Genomic DNA, 19,567 nt, shown 5'->3' on the forward strand with positions numbered 1-19,567 from the left:
TTTATAACGTTTTTTTAACAAGGCTAAATTATGTATTTAGCATTCAGGACTATAAAATATCGACTAGATTAAAACTAGACAGAAGTGGTTTTTTATTGCTAAATTCCTTTTATTTATTTGGTAAGTCCATAAAAGTGTACACAACGACTAACTGAAGAATCCAAAATGAATGATTAGTTCTATAAATGAATTAAAACAAAATTAACTTCACATTTAAATAACAAAAAAACGGGAGGGTTATAAACAAAAATAATAAGGTAACTGCAAAAAAAAACATCAGTCTGAAATTACAAACTGATGTTTTTTAAACTTATAATAACTCTAACTCAATCAAATTCCTGCAATAAAATCATTCAAATTATCATTCCTATCCAATTTAAATTTTTTGCGTAGTCGGTAACGAGAGGTATGTACACTTTCAAAAGAAATTCCAAGTAGTGATGCCATATCTTTACTTGAGAAATTAAGTTTAATTAGTGCGCAAATTTTTAAATCTGTCTGTCCTAAATCGGGATATTTTTCTTTTAGGTTGCTGTAAAAGCTTTGGTTAACCGCTGTAAATCGAGCTTCAAATTCTTTCCAGTTACTGCTAGGGGTGCCTTGGATGGTTTTCAGCATCTTATTGATAGTTCGCACATCAACATTCTCTTTGTTTTCGGTCAAATTGACCTTTAATCGTTCTATAAATTCATCTTTTTCAATTAATTGTAATGCCGAAGATGTAAGTTCCTTGTTTTTTAGCTCTAAGATTTCTTTACTTTTTTGAAGTTCCATTTCTTGCTTTTCAGCCAAAGCTTGTTTTTCGGCCTGATGCTTTCTTCTTATATTTTTGATTAACAATCTACCGTATAATAATAAAGAAATAACAATCAAAGAATACAATATGGTTTTTAAATTAGCAATACTTTCTTCATGTTCCAGTTCTTTGATACGTTGGAGTCGAATGATTTCTTTTTCTTTCTCTTTTTGAATGTGGTATTTATCATTAATTTCAAAAAGATGTTGACTGTTTTTACTATTCTTTCCAAAAACTTGTGCGTTAAATATCATGGCTTGATTAGAATGTAAATACGCATTTTTGTAATTTCCAGTAGCAGCGTAGATTTTAGCTAATACCTCATGAGTCATCAATCGATAATTGGAATGGCTTTTGTATTTTTTTGAAAAAGTAAGTGATTTTTCAAAATATATAATACTGTTAGCAAGATCACCTTTCATTCTATATACATCCCCAATTAGGTAGTCAATAATAACTAAATAGGAGGGGTCACTTATTTCAAAATAATCATTAACCTCTTTCAATTTAGTTAATGATAAATCATACTTTTTGTCCACTGCGTCGAGGTAAGCAGCTTCTGCTTCAATATAGTAACTTTTTTTGCCGCTATTGATTTGTTTATGTGCAATATAACAACTATCTAAGTAGATTTTTGCTTTTGTGTAATTATGATTAACGCGATATAGGTTTAAAATTGAGAAATAATCTTGCGATAAATATTCGTAATTTCTGATTTCATGCTTATCAATATTGCGTTTGGTTATTTCTAATGAATGATTAAAATACTGCAAAGCCTCTTCGTTTCTATCATAATAGCTATAAAGCCAGCCTAAAGCTTGGTAAATTCTAGCTTTTGATACATCGTCTTTTGATTTATCGGCTAATAATAATGCTTTCCAATAACCATCATAGGATCTACCGTAATCTACAATATGTGCATATAAAAAAGATAACGCCATTATATTGTTAATGATATTAACGGTGTCTTTTTCTTTTTCATAGATCGCAATGCTTTTTTTGTAATAGGATATCGAGCTATCAGGATTGATGTATTTTAATTGTTCTGCTTTTTCTAAATATGGATTAGTTTTAAAATCGTATTGAGAATAAGAACAAACGGGAAATAAAGCAAAATATAAAAACAAAAGATTAGCAAAACAAATTTCCTTTTTCGAATTGGAACACACTTTTATGTGATATTTTTTTTTAAAGGTTTTAAGAAAAGTAATTCTGTTCATTTTTGGTTGGTTGTTTGGGTAGTTAGTTTTGGTAAAAATACTTTAAAATTTAGACTCAACTTTGGAGGTATTTAGTAATAGTGAGTCTAAAGTAGTTAATGTCTAGTTAAAAAAACAATACAAATGATTAAAAAATACATTTGTTCAGTTCTTGTCTAGTTGTAAATAATTATGGTATCTTATAATAATAAGATATTTGCTTAGATAACAATTATGGATTTTTAAAGTGAATATTATTAAGAATCAATAACTTTTGTTAGGTAAAAATTAGATATTGATAATTTATTCCTTCATCAGTAAAATTATAATTGGAACATTACTTAGTAGTGACAACAAGAATTCAAATTTAAGAAAATATAAAACTAGAAGAAGAGGCGATTATCTATTAAAAATGATATTAAAAAAATAATCAGTCCTTTTTAGTTTTTTAAAGTATGAAAAAATAAAGAGCTATATATACAAAATTATAAAAACGTGGAACATAAAACGAAATCCTTATCCGTCAAAAAAATAATTGGATTGAGTGTTTTGAATTTAGTCTTATTAAGTTCAAATGCTCAAAACATCCCGCAAAAAAATACCGATTTTAATTTTAATTGGAATTTTAAGCTAGAAAAGAGTCAAAACTCCAATTGGGAAAAAGTCAATTTACCACATGATTGGAGTGTTGAAGCTTCTTTTGATTCAATTAAAGGCGAAGGAGCAACGGGGTATTTACCAGGAGGAATGGGTTGGTACAAGAAAAACTTTAATTTAAAGCCAAGTAAAAACCATACGACTTATCTCCTCTTTGATGGGATTTATAACAATAGTGAAGTTTGGCTCAATGATAAAAAATTAGGGACACATCCTTATGGGTATTCCCCTTTTTATTACGACTTAAATGCTTACTTAAAAAGTAATGGCACAAATGAAGTGAAAGTAAAGGTTGACCGAACAAGGTATGCTGATAGTCGCTGGTACACGGGTTCAGGAATTTATAGAAATGTAAATTTAATCACGAAATACAATTTACATATCCCAATTTGGGGTACTTATATTACGACTCCAAAAGTGGACAGTCAAAAAAGCAACATTCATTTAGAAATCAAAGTCAAAAACAACTTTGACAAGTTGGAAAACTTTGAACTGAATACTGTTTTCTTAGATAATAAAGGTGTGAAAGTTGCTGAAAAATCCATCACAGGAAAAGTAAATGCTCATAAAGAAGAAAAATTCATCATTGAATCAGTGGTAAATAATCCTAGATTATGGGATATCGATAATCCAAATTTATACACTGCTGTAACGACCATCAAACAAAATGGGAAAGTCATTGATGAAAACAGCACTACTTTTGGCATAAGAACCATTAAGTTTGATGCTAATACTGGTTTTTACCTCAATGGCAAAAACATGAAAATCAAAGGCGTATGTTTGCACCATGATGCAGGACTAGTAGGTTCAGCCGTACCTAAAGGAGTTTGGAGAAGACGTTTTGAAAAATTAAAGGAGGCTGGAGTCAATGCTATTAGAATTTCGCACAATCCAGGTTCAGATGAATTTATTTCACTTTGTGACGAAATGGGTTTCATGGTTCAAGATGAGTTTTTTGACGAATGGGACAACCCAAAAGACAAAAGATTAAATATGAAGGAAAAATCAGTTGATGCTATTACTCGTGGGTACGGGGAACATTTTCAAGAATGGGCAGAGCGCGATTTAAAGAATACTATGTTGGCTCATAGAAATCACCCAAGCATCATCCAATGGAGTATTGGTAATGAAATTGAGTGGACTTATGATAGAAATGCTCAGGCAACGGGTTTCTTTAACAATATGGATTGGAGTGGGAACTATTTTTGGTCACTTCCTCCTAATTCTATCGAAAAAATTAAAGAAAAACTTAGAACTTTACCAAGAGAAAAATACGATATAGGTCAAACAGCAAATAAATTAGCTAAATGGACTAAGGAAATGGATACAACCAGGTATGTAATTGCAAATTGTATACTTCCCTCCTCAAGTTATGAATCAGGTTATGCAGATGCTCTTGATATTATTGGATATAGTTATCGTAGAGTTATTTATGATTATGGGCATAAAAACTATCCCAACTTACCTATTATGGGAACCGAGAATGTAGCCCAATGGCACGAATGGAAAGCCATTATGGAGCGTCCTTTTATTTCAGGAACATTTTTATGGACAGGTATAGATTATATGGGAGAGGCAAATAAAAAGTGGCCTAAGAAAGGAACAGAAAGTGGTCTGCTGGATTATGCAGGTTTTGAAAAACCATCCTACCATATGATGAAATCCTTATGGAATAATGCTCCTGAATTATATATTGCCACACAAACAACTGATAAGTCCATCTACAAAATCGATGAAAAAACAGGAGAACCAGTAGAAAAGAAGAAAGATGGATGGGAAACAGCCCTATGGTTTTGGCATGATGTAAATGAACATTGGGAATACAATGAAGGACAAAAAACAATTGTAGAAATATACTCTAATTGTGAGGAAGTCGAATTATTTTTGAATGATCGTTCGTTAGGCAAAAAGAAACTAAGTGATTTTGAAGACCGTATTTACAAATGGGCAGTACCTTTTGAAGCAGGAAAATTAGTAGCAAAAGGAACTAAATCAGGTACGACAATTACATCTGAAAGGGTTACACCTTCTGAACCTTTTAGCATTCAATTAACAGCAGATCGAACAAGTCTAGCTTCTGATGGATATGATGTGGCTCATATAGTTGCTCAAGTAGTGGATAAAAACAACAATCCAATTAAGACTATCAATCCAAAAATCACATTTGCAATTGATGGCAACATCAAGTTGTTAGGTGTAGACAATGGCGCTGTTGATAATGTACAAGATTTTCAATCGAAAACTCTAACCACTTCTAAAGGGAGATGCTTACTAATCGTACAATCAAAAAAAGGTGTTCCAGTGACTGGTACGGTTCAAATTCAAAATGTTGTCTTCAAAAATGATCAATTTAATTCCATATATAAAACTAATTTCACTAATAAAATTAAATTAACTGATAAAAATTAATTAATATTGTATTATTAATCAAACTTAAGCTATGAATACATTTACAAAAAGCGTTTTTGGATTATTAACGCTAGCAATGCCAATCTTGACAACTGCACAGTCAACAAAATGCAAAATTGAGGAAGAAAAACAGCTAAAAAAAGATGCTATCGAACTTAAAGATAAGTTAGGTATTATGGATGTAAATCATTTAAGTGCTGCCTCAAAAAGAGCCTTAAAATGGCCTAAAGATTTAGGAAACGAATGGTTTATTGAATTTGGAGATCTAAAGCCCCTTAAAGGAGATCTAGCTTACGAAGAAGGTGTTGTTAGAAGAGATCCTAGTGCTATTATTCAAGAAAACGGAAAATACTATGTTTGGTATACTAAGAGTACTGGTCCAACACAAGGATTTGGTGGCGATATGGTCAATGAAAAAGTATTCCCATGGGATCGTTGCGACATTTGGTACGCAACTTCTAAAGATGGATGGGACTGGAAAGAAGAAGGTATTGCAATTCCTAGAGGTAAAAAAGGATCTTATGACGATCGTTCTGTTTTTACTGTTGAAATCATGAAATGGGATGGTAAATACTATTTATGCTATCAAACCGTAGAAGGAATTTACAACGTACGTGTACAGGAAAAAGTAGGAATGGCATGGTCAAACTCACCTGATGGACCATGGACAAAATTAGACGCACCAATATTAGCTCCTGCTCAAAATGGAATTTGGAAAGGAAAAGAAGACAACCGCTTCTTGGTTGAGAAAAAAGGTGACTTTGACAGTCATAAAACTCATGATCCTTGTATTTTACCATACAAAGGAAAATTTTACCTATACTACAAAGGAGAGCAAATGGGTGAAGAAATGACTTTTGGGGGGCGTCAAATTCGTCATGGTGTGGCTATTGCCGACAACCCACTTGGACCTTATGTAAAATCACCTTATAACCCAATTAGTAATAGTGGTCACGAAATTTGTGTTTGGCCATACAACGGCGGAATTGCTTCATTAATCACCACTGATGGTCCTGAAAAAAACACTATTCAATGGTCTCCTGATGGAATTAACTTCAATATCATGGCATCTATAAAAGATGCTCCGCACGCCATTGGATTAAACAGAACTGCGGATAACGAAAAAGAACCAACTGAAATTTTGAGATGGGGATTGACTCATATCTACAACAACTGGAATTACCAAAGCATTATGCGTTTTTCCTCTGAAAGAAAAACGACACACGTAGCAGTAGGAGAAAAGTCCAAAAGTGGTAAAGAAGAAAAAGCGGAAAACATGCATAAATAGAAATATTAATCCACAATTATAACTAAGAGAAAACTCCTCTTTTGAATTTGCTTTTTAGAGTAAATTCGAAAGGGGAGTTTTTAGATAATTTACATTTCGAGCTTTTTAAATTCTTTCAGTGACAAATCCGCTATATAAGAGCACCTTTTCAGGATTACCAGCCATCTGGTCTGGAAACAAATTATGCTGATAGCGAGAGAACACAATAGGTAAACGACTATCATAATTATGAAGTATTGTGACTAGATCCTATTAAATTACAATACTATGTTGACGGGGTTTTAGTAAGAACTACTCCAACTCTACAGCTATTCAAACTGACCGTAATAATTATACTAAACAAAAAGACTCGCCAAGGATATGTATCTAATTATTTCAGCCATATGCCAATCCGGGAGACAATCACAAGGTATAGATTAATTATTGATCCATCCGTATCTGTCGATGCAAGACCAACCATGAGAGTGGTCCAAATAAAAGTTTATAAATCCGATGAAAAAATATAAGACACTCAAATAGATATACATACACTAAAAGTATTTTTTTTTAGAAAGTCAAATAAATAAAACTATTTTTGCACATTACTTAGTATACAATCACATGACTCAAGAAAAAGAAGATTTAAAATCAAATTATAACGTCCCTAACCTTGAAAGAGGATTACAAATTATTGAATTATTAGCAATGCACCCTAAAGGGCTTACTTTGTCTGAAATACTTCAGACTTTGGACGTAACCAAGTCTAGCGCCTTTCGTATTACCAATACTTTAATTTTCAAAAACTATCTTCAAAAGAACGAAACAACTAAAAAAATTACTCTATCAAGAAAGATGTTAACCTTGGGAATCTCATCCATGAATGAACAAAGTATCGTTGAATTATCAATTGATATCATGAGAGCCTTGCGCGATGAACTTAAAGAGTCTGTAATGTTAGGTGTTGTCTTAGGAAATACAGGGACGATTCTAGAACAAGTTTCTTCTTCTTATCCAGTTAAGCTGTTTGTGGAATTAGGTACTCGTTTTCATTTGCATAGTTCCGTTGGAGGAAAATCTATTTTAGCGTTCCTACCAGAGGAGGAAGTGGACACGATTTTGAACTCTGTTAAATTTGAAAAATTCACTAAAAATACAATCACGTCCAAAAAGGATTTCAAAGCCCAACTGAAAACCGTTCGTGAACTAGGATATGCTATTGATAACGGGGAAGATATTCAAGGAATTCATTGTATCGGTGCCCCTATTTTTAATGAGCAAGGTACTCCTGTTGCCTCCCTTTGGATTACTGCTCCTCACGGACGCCTTCCTCATGAAGAATTTGAAAAAAAAGGAAAAATTGTAACCAAATATGCTTTGGAAATATCAACCAAATTAGGATATATCGAAAGATAAGTCACTGTTTATCAATATTACAGAAAAGTGCTATGAAATTCATAGCACTTTTTTTTATAATTAGATTCATAAGTGAAACTGGTTTCTTTTATGAAAAAAAATAGCTTATATTTAAAGTTTATTAATACTTTTTTTTATATTTGTTTCAAATAAGAAACAAGTTTAATATTTGAAACAAATAAGTGTAAAATGAAAGCAACCATTTACGAAGGAAATAAAACCTTTACCGTTATTGAAAAAGAGATTGAACAACCTGCTGTTGGAGAAGTTAGAATAAAAGTAGCCTATGTGGGAGTATGCGGAACCGATGTGCATATCTATCACGGAATGATGGATAAGCGCGTGAGTATTCCTGAAACCATCGGTCACGAAATGTCAGGTGTTGTTGATGCCGTTGGCGAAGGAGTTACGGGATATGCTGTTGGAGACAAAGTAGTTGTTCGTCCATTGGATGATAGAAAAGCTAAAGCTTCTGATAAAGGGTTTAATCATATTTGCGAAGAACTAAAATTCATTGGGATTGATAGTCCAGGTGCTATGCAAGAATATTGGAATGTTCCAGCTTTTACCTTGCACAAATTAAAAGAAAACACCGATTTAAAATTAGCTGCTTTAATTGAACCATTATCAGTTGCTACTCATGATGTACGCAGAAGTGGATTGGTAAAAGGAGAAACGGCTGTTGTTTTAGGTGGTGGTCCTATTGGATTATTAGTAGCGATGGTAGCTAAAGAAGTAGGTGCTCAGGTAATCATTTCTGAAGTAAACCCTAATCGTATTGCTAAAGCAAAAGAGCTTGGTTTTGATGCAGTAAGTCCAATTGAAGTGGATTTAGTAGAATATGTAAAAAGCAAAACAGAGAATCGTAGAGCAGATGTTGTTTTTGAAGTAGCTGGTGTTCAACCCGCTTTGGATATTATGTGTGAAGTAGCGGGTATTCGTGGTAGAATATTAATGGTTGCTATTCACGGCGAGAAAAAACCGGTAGATTTATTCAAATTTTTCTGGAAAGAATTAAGTCTGATTGGCGCACGTGTATACGAAAAAGAAGATTATGAAAAATCAATTGAATTGATTACTGCAAATGAATTGCCTTTTGAGCAAATGATTACAGATATTCAACCATTGTCAAATATTCAACAAGTTTTTGAAAATATCGACAAAAATCCAGAAGGATTAAAGGTTTTAATGGATTGTCAATTGTAATCACTAGATACTTCAAATAAAAAAGAATTTCATAACAAGCTAATGGCTAATAACTAATGGCTAATAACTTAAAAAAAACATGAGCGTTTTAGATACATTTAGTTTAAAAGGAAAAATTGCATTAGTAACAGGATGCAAAAGAGGAATTGGAAAAGCCATGGCTATCGGTCTGGCACAAGCAGGAGCTGATATTATTGGGGTAAGTGCTTCATTAGAAACTCAAGGTAGTGCTGTTGAAAAAGAAGTAACAGCATTGGGAAGAAAATTCAAAGGATATACTTGTGATTTCAGTGATAGAAAATCATTGTATGCATTTATTGAAGCTGTAAAAGCTGATTTTCCACAAATCGATATTTTGGTCAATAATGCGGGTACTATTTTAAGAGCTCCAGCAGCGGAACATCCAGACGAAATGTGGGACAAAGTAGTAGAAGTGAATCAAAATGCACAATTCATTCTAACTAGAGAAATTGGTAAAGAAATGGTTGCTAGAGGAAGCGGTAAAATCGTTTTCACAGCCTCATTATTAACTTTCCAAGGTGGAATTACGGTTCCTGGTTATGCAGCAAGTAAAGGAGCGATTGGTCAATTAACAATGGCTTTTGCTAACGAATGGGCAAGTAAAGGAGTAAATGTTAACGCAATTGCACCAGGATACATAGATACAGATAATACAGAAGCATTGCGTAACGACCCTGTTCGTTCGGCTTCCATTTTAGGACGTATTCCTGCGGGACGTTGGGGAAAACCTGAAGATTTTGCTGGACCTACGGTTTTCTTATGTTCTGAGGCGGCGTCTTATATGCACGGTACAACCATGCTTGTAGATGGTGGTTGGATGGGAAGATAATTTTATAAATAAAAAATACACATATCATGGCAGAAATTAAAGAATACCAATTATTTATAAACGGTGAGTGGAGAACTTCTACTTCTGGTGAAACAATTGATGTTTTAAGTCCTTCAACTGAAGAAGTAGTGGCAAGAGTACAAAATGGTACTGCTGAAGAAGCACTTGAAACGTTGGCATTTGCTGACAAAGCACAAAAAGAATGGAAGAAAAAAACCGCTAGAGAAAGAGCGGAGTTACTATATAAATTTTCAAATGAAATTAAAGCAAACTCTGAATATTTAGCGCAATTAATCGTAAAAGAACAAGGAAAACTATTAAAAGTAGCCCGTTTTGAAGTAGCAGTAGCTTCTTCATTTATAGAATATGCTTGCGAAGGTGCTCGTAGAATTGAAGGAGATATCATCCCATCTGATAATAAAAATGAACAAATTTGGATTCAAAAAGTACCTCGTGGAGTTATTGTAGCAATCACAGCTTGGAACTTTCCTTTTGCATTAGCAGCTCGTAAATTAGGCCCAGCTTTGATTGCAGGAAATAGTATTGTAATCAAACCAACTTCTGAAACGCCTTTATCAACTTTAGAATTAGGAAATATTGCTAATAAAGTAGGGATTCCTGCTGGAGTTATCAACATCCTAACAGGTCCTGGTAGAGCCATGGGGAATGCTTTGGTAAAAAGTCCTATTACTAAAATGGTTACGATGACTGGTTCTACGCCTGTGGGACAAGATATTGCTCGTAACGCAGCCGAAAACTTAACACACGTGCAATTAGAGTTAGGTGGAAAAGCACCTTTTATTGTTTTTGCTGATGCAGATATTGATGCAGCGGTAGATGCCGCTTTACATTCTCGTTTTGACAACTGTGGTCAAGTGTGTACTTGTAACGAACGTATGTATTTACACGAAGATATTTATGATGTTTTCATGGAAAAATTCATTCCTAAAGTAAAAGCCTTAAAAGTAGGTGACCCAATGCTGGAAGATACCGATATGGGGCCAAAAGTAAATGCAGCTGAGTTGAAAGCAATGGAACATTTGGTTGCTGTAAGTATCAAAGAAGGCGCTACAGTTGCTACTGGTGGAAACAAACCTACAGGCCCTGGATTTGAAAAAGGATATTGGTTTGAACCTACTATTTTGACTGATGTAACGCAAGATATGACTATCGTTCACGAAGAGTCTTTTGGACCAATCTTACCAGTACTTAAATTCAAAACTTTTGAAGAAGTTATTGGTTATGCCAATGATTGTGAATATGGTTTAGCCGCAATGGTTTTTACCAACGACATGAACACCATCATGAAATGTAATGACGAATTGGAATACGGAGAAATTTACGTAAACCGTGGTCATGGTGAGCAACATCAAGGTTTCCATAATGGTTATAAATTATCTGGTTCTGGCGGTGAAGACGGAAAATATGGTTTTGAACAATATTTAGAAAAGAAAACTTTCTATATCAGACATAAAGCATAAATAACAAATGTGGTACAGCGATCAAATACTTTCGCTGCACCACTTTTGTATTACAATCAAATATCATTTTATGGTAGCTAAAAATCCTAACGGTATAGCTAACATACCCATGAATGACGCTCAAATATTAAAAGACAAACATGAATACTGCAATTAAAAACGTAAAAGTGCAATTATTTAAAGTTCCATTACCTGAAATTCTAAATGATGCCAAACACGGAGACCATTCTCATTTTGAATTAGTTACAACTACAATTACTCTAGAAGATGGTTCCGAAGGAACAGGTTACACCTATACAGGTGGTAAAGGTGGTCACGCGATCAAAGCAATGGTAGAACATGATTTTGCATCGGTTTTAGTAGGGAAAGACGGTACTGACATTGATGGAATATATGATTTCATGGAATGGCACATTCATTATGTAGGTCGTGGAGGAATTGCTTCTTTTGCTATTTCGACCATTGATATTGCACTTTGGGATATTAAATGCAAAAAAGCAGGTTTACCGTTATGGAAAATGGCCGGCGGACAAGGCAATACTTGTAAAGCCTATTGCGGTGGAATCGATTTGCAATTCCCTATCGAAAAATTATTGCGAAACATGCAAGGCTATATGGATGCGGGATTTAAAGCAGTAAAAATCAAAATTGGTCGTGAAAATCTTGAAGAAGATTTAGAGCGAATCAAAGCCGTACGTGAGTTTGTGGGACCAGAGGTAACTTTTATGGTTGATGCTAATTATTCGATGTCAAAAGAAAAAGCGATTCGTGCCATTGAAGGTTTCAAACAATACGACATCACTTGGTTTGAAGAGCCTATCATTCCAGATGATTATAAAGGATATGGAGAAATCGTCGACAAAACAGGATTCCCATTAGCTATGGGAGAAAACTTACACACAATTCACGAATTTGAATATGCTTTCGACCAAGCAAAATTATCATTCATTCAGCCTGATGCTTCTAATTGTGGAGGAATTACAGGATGGTTAGCTGCAGCGAGATTAGCAGACAAACATAATATTCCAGCTTGTTCACACGGAATGCAGGAATTACACGTAAGTTTGGTTTCGGCTCAGCCTAACTCAGGTTGGTTAGAGGTTCATAGTTTCCCTATTGATGAGTACACCACTCGTCCGTTAGTAGTTGAAAATCATAGAGCAGTGGCACCTGATTATCCTGGTACAGGAGTGATTTTTGATTGGAACAAATTAGCTCCTTTCGAACAAAAATAAAACTTTTAACACCAAAAAAAGACCACTATGCACACAACCCAGAGCGATTTTGCTACTTATAATAACAAAGCCATTGAACTATTTACCTTAACCAATGATAACGGGATGACCGTCAAAATCATGAATTATGGGGCTACAATTACTTCTATAACCATCCCTACTGGAGATGGTAAAAGAGAGGAACTAGTTTGTGGATTTGAAAAATTCGACAACTACTTTTCTGAAAATTACACATCCAATGCGCCTTATTTTGGTTCCATCGTGGGGCGTTATTCTTCCCAAATTAAAGATGCTAAATTCAACCTCAATGGTAAAGAATATAAACTGGCTGCCAATTGTGGAAACAACAATCTACATGGAGGAAACATAGGCTTCGATAAAAAAATATGGGAAGCTGAAGCAATCGGTAGTAATGAAGCGGCAGTTGTAAAAATGTCATTGTTAAGCAATCACCTTGAGGAAGGTTTCCCTGGTAATGTGGTCGTTCAAGTTTGGTTTAGTTTAAACAATGCTAACGAATTAAGTATTAAATACCAAGCCAATTCAGATGCTGACACTCCCCTTTCTCTAACAAATCACACCTATTTCAACCTTTCTGGATTTGCCGATTCTATCGAGAACCATTCAGTTCAAATTAAAGCTAGCAAAAAACTGGCAATGGATGAAACGGGGGCAGCTACAGGCGAGATAATTAATTTAGATGGACAAGTTGATGATTTAAGAAAACCACAACTTATCAAAGAAATTCATAACAAAATGCATGATGGTTTCGAACACTATTATATTTTCGATAAAAATAATTTCGAACTAGAAAAAGTAGCCGAAATCAATTGTAATGAAAATGGACGCAAACTAGAAATCAGTAGCTCGGAACCCGGAATGTTATTCTACACAGGGAAATATACCTCGGACACCATTGTAAGAGAAACAGGAGAGCAATATGGTAAATTTCGTGCCTTCTGCTGTGAAACCCATCGCTATCCAAACGGTATCAACATGACAGAAGCTCCAAGATGTATTACAAATGCTGGAGACACATTCGAAAGCGAAACCATTTACAAATTAACTTTTTAATTCAAAATCTATATTTACTATTTAACAACCAAATAACACAAAATTATGATCGAAGGAATATTATTAGCCATATTTGCGGGCTTGATGCTAGGGCTTTATGCACTACCAGAAAAATTCACCAAAGATTTCAAATACGAAAACACTTGGAGTTTGTTCTTTTTATTGACCATGTTTGTTGTGCCTATTATTGCATCCATAACACTTATTGATGGATTTTCAACAATTTTCAGCGAAATGCCAACAGATATTTTAATCAAAATGGGATTAGCGAGTTTCTTATGGGGAATTGGGGTAATGATGTGGAGTAAGGCGATTAATTACATAGGTTTATCATTAGGATTTTCTTTATTCATTGGTACAGTAATTCTTGTAGGTTCATTATTGCCTTTTATTGTCGAAGGATTTCCACCAACAGATCAATTGACTTTAATTTTGACCGGATTAGTTGTTGTATTGGTTGGTATTTTTGCCAATGGTAAAGCTGGTTATATTAGAGAAAAAGTTGAGAAAATAGCAGATAAAAACACTGATAAAGCTTCAATGACAACAGGTATTTTAATTGCTGTAATCGGAGGTTTATTAGCTACTGGTTTTAGTTATGCCAATGCAGTGGGACGTCCCTATTTACATAATGCATGTCAAGCACAAGGAAATGCAGATTGGATTACTGCAGTAGCGGTAATGTTTCCAATTTTCATCAGCGGAGGCTTAGTAATGACGGCTTATTTTGTATGGCAATTATCTGCAAAAAAGGCCTGGGGAGATTTTTCAACACCATCTTTCAGTAAAAACTTTTTCTTAATTTTAGTAATGGCCGTTTTTCATTATGCTGCTTCCGCTTTGTTTGCTTTTGCAGCCTTCAAACTAGGAAATAGTGGTAATACTGTAGGTTATGCCATCTTTAATACTTCCTGTGTGGTAACAGCCATCATGAGTGGAATTGTTACCAAAGAATGGATTAACGCTTCTGCTAAAGCTAGAAACTTCCTTTACTTTGGATTGGCTTGCATGGTGGCAGGAATTATCTTTGTTGCGTTTGGAAACGGAGTTTCGTAGGATGTATCTTTCATTCTAACTATTATTTTAAATAAATTTTCAGAGACTCTTTTGTATCAATTAAAAACCTTATTTATAGAATTTTAAACCCATTCAGAAATTAAATACGAACGGTGTTGGCTATACAAAATCTATAATTCTTAAGGCTGTATATTTCATACCTAGTTTTACACTCAGTTATCGTAATATTGAAGAACTAATGCGGATAAGATTTTTTTGTTGATTAAGCTAAATTTAGTGTTAGGTTTAAAAGTTTCACCTTTCATTATGTCAGAGTTGAGATGAAGAAGTGAAAAGGTTGAGTTTGGGCGAGTTGGAGATTGAATGGAACTATATCAAAATAAAAGGTACTAAGTTTTAATTATAGAAGTTCAATTTAAGATTGCTTCTTTTACTAGTTTATAAACCGTAGTAAATTACTATGAAGTAAGAAAATACTTCTTAGAAATAATAAAATGAAAATAAAAACATTATTTATAATCCTTAGCTTCTTTGCAACAGTTGAAATTTTTAGTCAGATCACAGCTAAAGTAGTGGATGGAGATTATCCATTAGAATACGCAACGGCGAGTTTGTTTTCAGCAAAAGATAAAACATTAATTACAGGTGTTGTTACAGATGCATCGGGGAAATTCATAATTAAAAACATAAAAAACGGAAGCTATTATTTAGAAGTATCATTTATTGGTTTCAAACAGAAAACCATCAATACTATTCATGTAAAGTATAGAAATCAGCTTGTTAATTTAGGAACAATAGTATTGGTATCAGCAGAAAACCAATTAAGTGATGTGGTGATTCAAAATGGGAATAAAACGGTAACAACTAAAATTGACCGTCAGGTTTATGATGTTAAAGCCTTTCAGAATAGTAGAGGAGGTTCAGCAACGGATGTTTTAAAAAACCTACCTTCAGTTTCCATTGATGGTCAAGGTGAAATAAGCGTCAGGGGTACTACAGGTTTTAAAGTTTTATTGAATGGTAAACCTACTCAGGGAAGTGTTTCAACAATTTTAGGACAATTGCCAGCTAATGCTATTGAACGTGTTGAAATCGTTACAGCACCCTCAGCCAAATATGATCCTGATGGAAAAGCTGGGATTTTAAATATTATTACCAAAAAAGGGGCTACAAACGGTAATTATGCACAGTTAAATATAAAAGGAGGTTTTCCTTCGATAGAAGATTATAACAATCAAGATCCTGCACAGCGTTACGGAATCGATGGGACTTATTCGATAAAGAAGAACAAATGGGATATCGCTTTAGGAGGGAGTTATTCACGAAGTGATATAACCGGTCGAAGAGAAGGAGATGTGTTTACAATCAACGATGTTGAAAAATATAAAACCCAATTTCCGTCTGATGGTGAGCGTAGCACGGATTTATTAGATTACAACGGTCGATTTACAGTTGATTTTACACCTAATAATAGTAATACTTTTGCCTTAGCTTTTTATGGAGGAAAACGAAAAAATGACCGAACCGCTAATATTGTTTATCAAAACAGAACCACTTCTTTAAGTGACGATAGTGAACTTCGTACATTTAATTATTTGAATGAAAATTTAAGAACAAGAGATGGTGATTTTGCATTAGGAAGTTTTGATTACACACATGTGTTTAAAAACCAATCAAAATTGACTTCTACTTTTTTATATGAATATACTTTATTGGGAGGTCCAACAACTAACCTAAATTTAAGTTTGGATAAATCTCAGGTTTATCAGGATGAGTATAATACCAATGACAATCCTTTGTATGGAACAAGAGCCCAATTAGATTATAGCTTTAAACCATTTAGCTTTGGTAAAATTGAAGTAGGATATCAATACAGAGGCTTAAAAAACAACGGTAATTTCATTTACGAAAGACGTAATCTCACCACAGCTGATTTTGAAATTGTACCTGAGTTTACCTCTGTAGTTAACTTAGACCGTATCATACATTCAGGTTATGCACAACTGAATGGTTCTTCCAGCAAATGGGAATATGCGGCCGGACTTCGTTTGGAATCCATGAATCGTGATTTTTATTTAAAAGGTTATGATCAAGCAGCCGAAAATTTATCGTACGATTATGTGAAGTTATTTCCTTCGGCTTCGGCTCAATATACGATGGATAATAACTTAAAATTGAAATTAGGATATAGTAAACGTGTGGACCGTGCACCAACATATCAAATGAATCCATTTAAGGAAAGAGAGCATTCTGAAACATTTGAACAGGGAGATAAAAATTTACGACCAGAGTTTACGGATTTAGTAGAATTAGGAATCAGTAAAAATTTTAATACTGGGAATTCTGTTTTTGCTACTGCTTATTTCAGAAATGTTCAGAATCTAATAAACCGTGTCAATACCCGATCGTATGATAAAATGGGAGTTTTAAACGATACTATTTTGGACAGAATATATACCAATGTAGGCAGGGGAAGAGTATTAGGATTAGAAGTAGGAGCTAATTTTAAAATCAGCAATAAATGGAATAATTTTATTGGAGGAAATGTTTATAATCAGCAGATAGCGGGTCGTTTTGATGGTCGTCCAGTGGACTCAAATGCAACCCAATTTTCAATCAATGCCAACAGTACCTACGATTTTTCTAAAACCGCATCGTTACAGTTTACTTTAAATTATCTCTCACAGCGTATAACCGCACAAGGAGAAGATTCCCGATTTTACTCACCCAATTTAAGTTTTAGAAAAACTTTTTTCGACAATCAATTGGTAGCCACACTACAATGGCAAAATATAGATATGGGCTTGTTAAACTCCAACGAACAACGAATCACCACCTATTTGCCAAATGCCTTTTATACCACAACAAATTATGTGTATGAAGTGGATATGGTCATTCTGAATTTATCGTATACCTTTACTAAAACTAAGAATAAATCGAAGTTTATTGATAGTGAATTTGGAAAAAAAGAGTTTTAAAAATAAAAAAAAATATGAATAGCAGAGAGAAAAAAATAATAAGAGTCGTATTTTTTATGCTAATACCGTTAATTGGATTTTTGTATGTCTTAATGAATTTTGGTAGTTCAAAAGACAAAGACAGGAGCTCAGTTATTGAAGATACAGCTAATGGAAATTCAGAACCAAAGTTTGAATTAACCATTGAAAATAAAAACAATAAGCCTAAAGAAACACCGGAAGGCATGGTTTGGATTCCCGGAGGCGAATTCTCTATGGGAAGTAACTTTGATGATGAGAGTTTGTGCAGTATTAAAGGAGTGACCAATGATGCCAGACCCATTCATCGGGTTTATGTAGACGGATTTTGGATGGATAAAACCGAGGTAACGAATAAAGAATTTTCAGCATTTGTTAAAGCTACGGGTTATGTAACTGTAGCCGAAAAAAAACCACTTCCGGAAGAATTACCAGGCGTTCCTTTAGAACAATTAATTGCAGGTTCGGCAGTTTTTACGCCTACTCCTGATAAAGTGGATTTAAATAATTATTTGGCCTGGTGGCAATATGTAGGAGGGGCTAATTGGAGGCATCCTTCAGGTCCAGATAGTAACATCATTGGAAAGGATAATTATCCGGTAGTACAGATTGCCTATGAAGATGCGGTTGCCTATGCTAAATGGGCGGGTAAACGATTGCCTACAGAAGCAGAATGGGAATTTGCAGCCCGAGGAGGATTAACAGGAACATCGTATACCTGGGGGAATGTTTTCAAACCAGAAGGGAAATTTCAGGCCAATATCTATCAGGGGGAATTTCCGGTAGACAAAGGAGATACAGCAGAGGACGGTTTTGTAGGATTGGCACCTGTGGCTCAGTACAAACCTAATGGTTATGGATTGTATGATATGGCTGGTAATGTGTGGGAATTAATTAATGATTGGTATAGCGAGGATTATTACCAGGTTTTAGCTGAAAGTAATGCAGTAGCCAGAAATCCGCAAGGACCAAAATCGAGTCATGATCCTGCCGAACCTAATGCATTAGTAAAGGTTCACAGGGGAGGCTCATTCTTATGTACCGATGACTATTGTACCAGATATTTAGTAGGATCTCGCGGCCATGGAGAAATAAAGTCATCTGCAAACCATATTGGTTTTCGATGTGTTAAATAGTTTTTTAATTAGTAGTATGTAGAAATATGTTTTTCGCCCCGCAATTGCACGACTACCGGAAGAGCAATTGCGGGGTAAAATTTTTCAGCCCTTTTAAATAAAAAGAGCTGATGATATGGTTGAGATTAATAAGTTACAATTTGTTCTTTTTCATATGAGAGTGTACTTTATACAGATTTTTTTTCCTCAGATTCAGAATCATTTTATGATGTTTTGAATTTTTGTTTTTCAGCCCTCTGCATGGAAGAATTTCAATCAGATGTTTTTCCAGTACAGGATGAGAGAGATAGCGTTGTTCTTCGTTTAAATCGCTAATTCCATAAAGGGCAGAGGTCTTGCTCAAGCCCAAACCTTTGAGTTGAGAAAAAACAAACCATATTCAATGCGTTTCTTTCTGTCCTTTTTTGATTTCTGAAAGATCCGTCATGAATGATAATAGCAATTTCAGTAATACGACTTCCACTGGCATTTCCGCCTGTGGTTTCGATATCTACTATGGCATATTCGAGTTTTTTCATTGCAGTCACCAGATTACAAAATTATCAAATGATTGCTAATTTCATTTCACTTTTATGGATTACTATTTGTCATTTTAAATCTGGGTAAATTGATCTCATGTTCCTGAGGATAGGGAGCACGATGGGTCATACTCACATCTTCCCGTATATTTTCGTGTACTTTATATTGACTGTCTTTGGTATTCGAATACCGCGGATCGGGGATGAAAGGCATTTTAGCCATTTTGGTTACTGTAATGGTGGGAAAATGATAATCCACTTCTACACGTCCCATAAGCAAGTAACAGCCACCGCCCTGAAACGGATATTCTTT

At 34.4% G+C, this 19,567-nt stretch carries 15 protein-coding genes; 11 read left to right on the plus strand and 4 right to left on the minus strand.

The genetic code is table 11. From position 1 onward, the window contains the following. Positions 1 to 330 precede the first annotated feature (330 nt). Complete coding sequence (locus tag ACSV4D_RS09140) at positions 331 to 1,923, minus strand: transcriptional regulator (RefSeq protein ID WP_439228021.1); 1,593 nt, start codon at positions 1,921 to 1,923, stop codon at positions 331 to 333. Positions 1,924 to 2,490: 567 nt separating this feature from the next. Between ACSV4D_RS09140 and ACSV4D_RS09145 the strand changes: the two genes are divergently transcribed. The 11 genes from ACSV4D_RS09145 (at position 2,491) to ACSV4D_RS09195 (ending at position 18,736) form a co-directional block, all read left to right on the plus strand. Further along, complete coding sequence (locus tag ACSV4D_RS09145; protein ID WP_439228022.1) at positions 2,491 to 5,061, plus strand: glycoside hydrolase family 2 TIM barrel-domain containing protein; 2,571 nt, start codon at positions 2,491 to 2,493, stop codon at positions 5,059 to 5,061. 31 nt (positions 5,062 to 5,092) lie between these two features. Further along, positions 5,093 to 6,349 carry a glycoside hydrolase family 117 protein gene (locus ACSV4D_RS09150; protein ID WP_439228023.1) on the plus strand — a complete coding sequence of 419 codons (1,257 nt, stop codon included), beginning with the start codon at positions 5,093 to 5,095 and terminating at the stop codon, positions 6,347 to 6,349. A gap of 600 nt (positions 6,350 to 6,949) precedes the next feature. Then, complete coding sequence (locus ACSV4D_RS09155; RefSeq protein WP_439228024.1) at positions 6,950 to 7,741, plus strand: IclR family transcriptional regulator; 792 nt, start codon at positions 6,950 to 6,952, stop codon at positions 7,739 to 7,741. A 189-nt stretch (positions 7,742 to 7,930) separates the two neighbouring features. Next, positions 7,931 to 8,947, plus strand: a complete 1,017-nt coding sequence (locus tag ACSV4D_RS09160; RefSeq protein WP_439228025.1) for a zinc-dependent alcohol dehydrogenase — start codon at positions 7,931 to 7,933, stop codon at positions 8,945 to 8,947. 79 nt (positions 8,948 to 9,026) lie between these two features. Next, positions 9,027 to 9,797, plus strand: coding sequence for an SDR family NAD(P)-dependent oxidoreductase (locus ACSV4D_RS09165; protein WP_439228026.1), 771 nt, complete (start codon positions 9,027 to 9,029; stop codon positions 9,795 to 9,797). Positions 9,798 to 9,823: 26 nt separating this feature from the next. Next, positions 9,824 to 11,278, plus strand: a complete 1,455-nt coding sequence (gene aldA, locus ACSV4D_RS09170) for an aldehyde dehydrogenase (RefSeq protein ID WP_439228027.1) — start codon at positions 9,824 to 9,826, stop codon at positions 11,276 to 11,278. A gap of 140 nt (positions 11,279 to 11,418) precedes the next feature. Continuing rightward, on the plus strand, positions 11,419 to 12,513 hold the full coding sequence (locus ACSV4D_RS09175) for a mandelate racemase/muconate lactonizing enzyme family protein (protein ID WP_439228028.1): 1,095 nt from the start codon (positions 11,419 to 11,421) through the stop codon (positions 12,511 to 12,513). 27 nt (positions 12,514 to 12,540) lie between these two features. Continuing rightward, positions 12,541 to 13,587, plus strand: a complete 1,047-nt coding sequence (locus ACSV4D_RS09180) for an aldose epimerase family protein (RefSeq protein ID WP_439228029.1) — start codon at positions 12,541 to 12,543, stop codon at positions 13,585 to 13,587. A 45-nt stretch (positions 13,588 to 13,632) separates the two neighbouring features. Then, positions 13,633 to 14,643 carry an L-rhamnose/proton symporter RhaT gene (locus ACSV4D_RS09185; protein WP_439228030.1) on the plus strand — a complete coding sequence of 337 codons (1,011 nt, stop codon included), beginning with the start codon at positions 13,633 to 13,635 and terminating at the stop codon, positions 14,641 to 14,643. Positions 14,644 to 15,098: 455 nt separating this feature from the next. Continuing rightward, entirely contained in the window at positions 15,099 to 17,582 is a 2,484-nt protein-coding gene (locus tag ACSV4D_RS09190; protein WP_439228031.1) for an outer membrane beta-barrel protein, read from the plus strand. A 14-nt stretch (positions 17,583 to 17,596) separates the two neighbouring features. After that, complete coding sequence (locus ACSV4D_RS09195) at positions 17,597 to 18,736, plus strand: formylglycine-generating enzyme family protein (protein WP_439228032.1); 1,140 nt, start codon at positions 17,597 to 17,599, stop codon at positions 18,734 to 18,736. Positions 18,737 to 18,869: 133 nt separating this feature from the next. Here the strand turns inward: ACSV4D_RS09195 and ACSV4D_RS09200 are convergent, their stop codons facing one another. The 3 genes from ACSV4D_RS09200 to ACSV4D_RS09210 form a co-directional block, all read right to left on the minus strand. Beyond that, entirely contained in the window at positions 18,870 to 19,085 is a 216-nt protein-coding gene (locus tag ACSV4D_RS09200; protein WP_439228033.1) for a DUF1810 family protein, read from the minus strand. Beyond that, positions 19,048 to 19,254: a hypothetical protein gene (locus ACSV4D_RS09205; protein ID WP_439228040.1), complete on the minus strand. Its 207-nt coding sequence runs from the start codon at positions 19,252 to 19,254 to the stop codon at positions 19,048 to 19,050. The genes ACSV4D_RS09200 and ACSV4D_RS09205 overlap by 38 nt, the downstream gene beginning before the upstream one ends. Before the next feature lie 52 nt (positions 19,255 to 19,306). Continuing rightward, the coding region (locus ACSV4D_RS09210) for a hypothetical protein (protein WP_439228034.1) at positions 19,307 to 19,567 on the minus strand (261 nt) is incomplete at its 5' end.

The sequence above is a fragment of the Flavobacterium sp. ARAG 55.4 genome (genome assembly GCF_051846875.1).
Classification (GTDB): domain Bacteria; phylum Bacteroidota; class Bacteroidia; order Flavobacteriales; family Flavobacteriaceae; genus Flavobacterium; species Flavobacterium plantiphilum.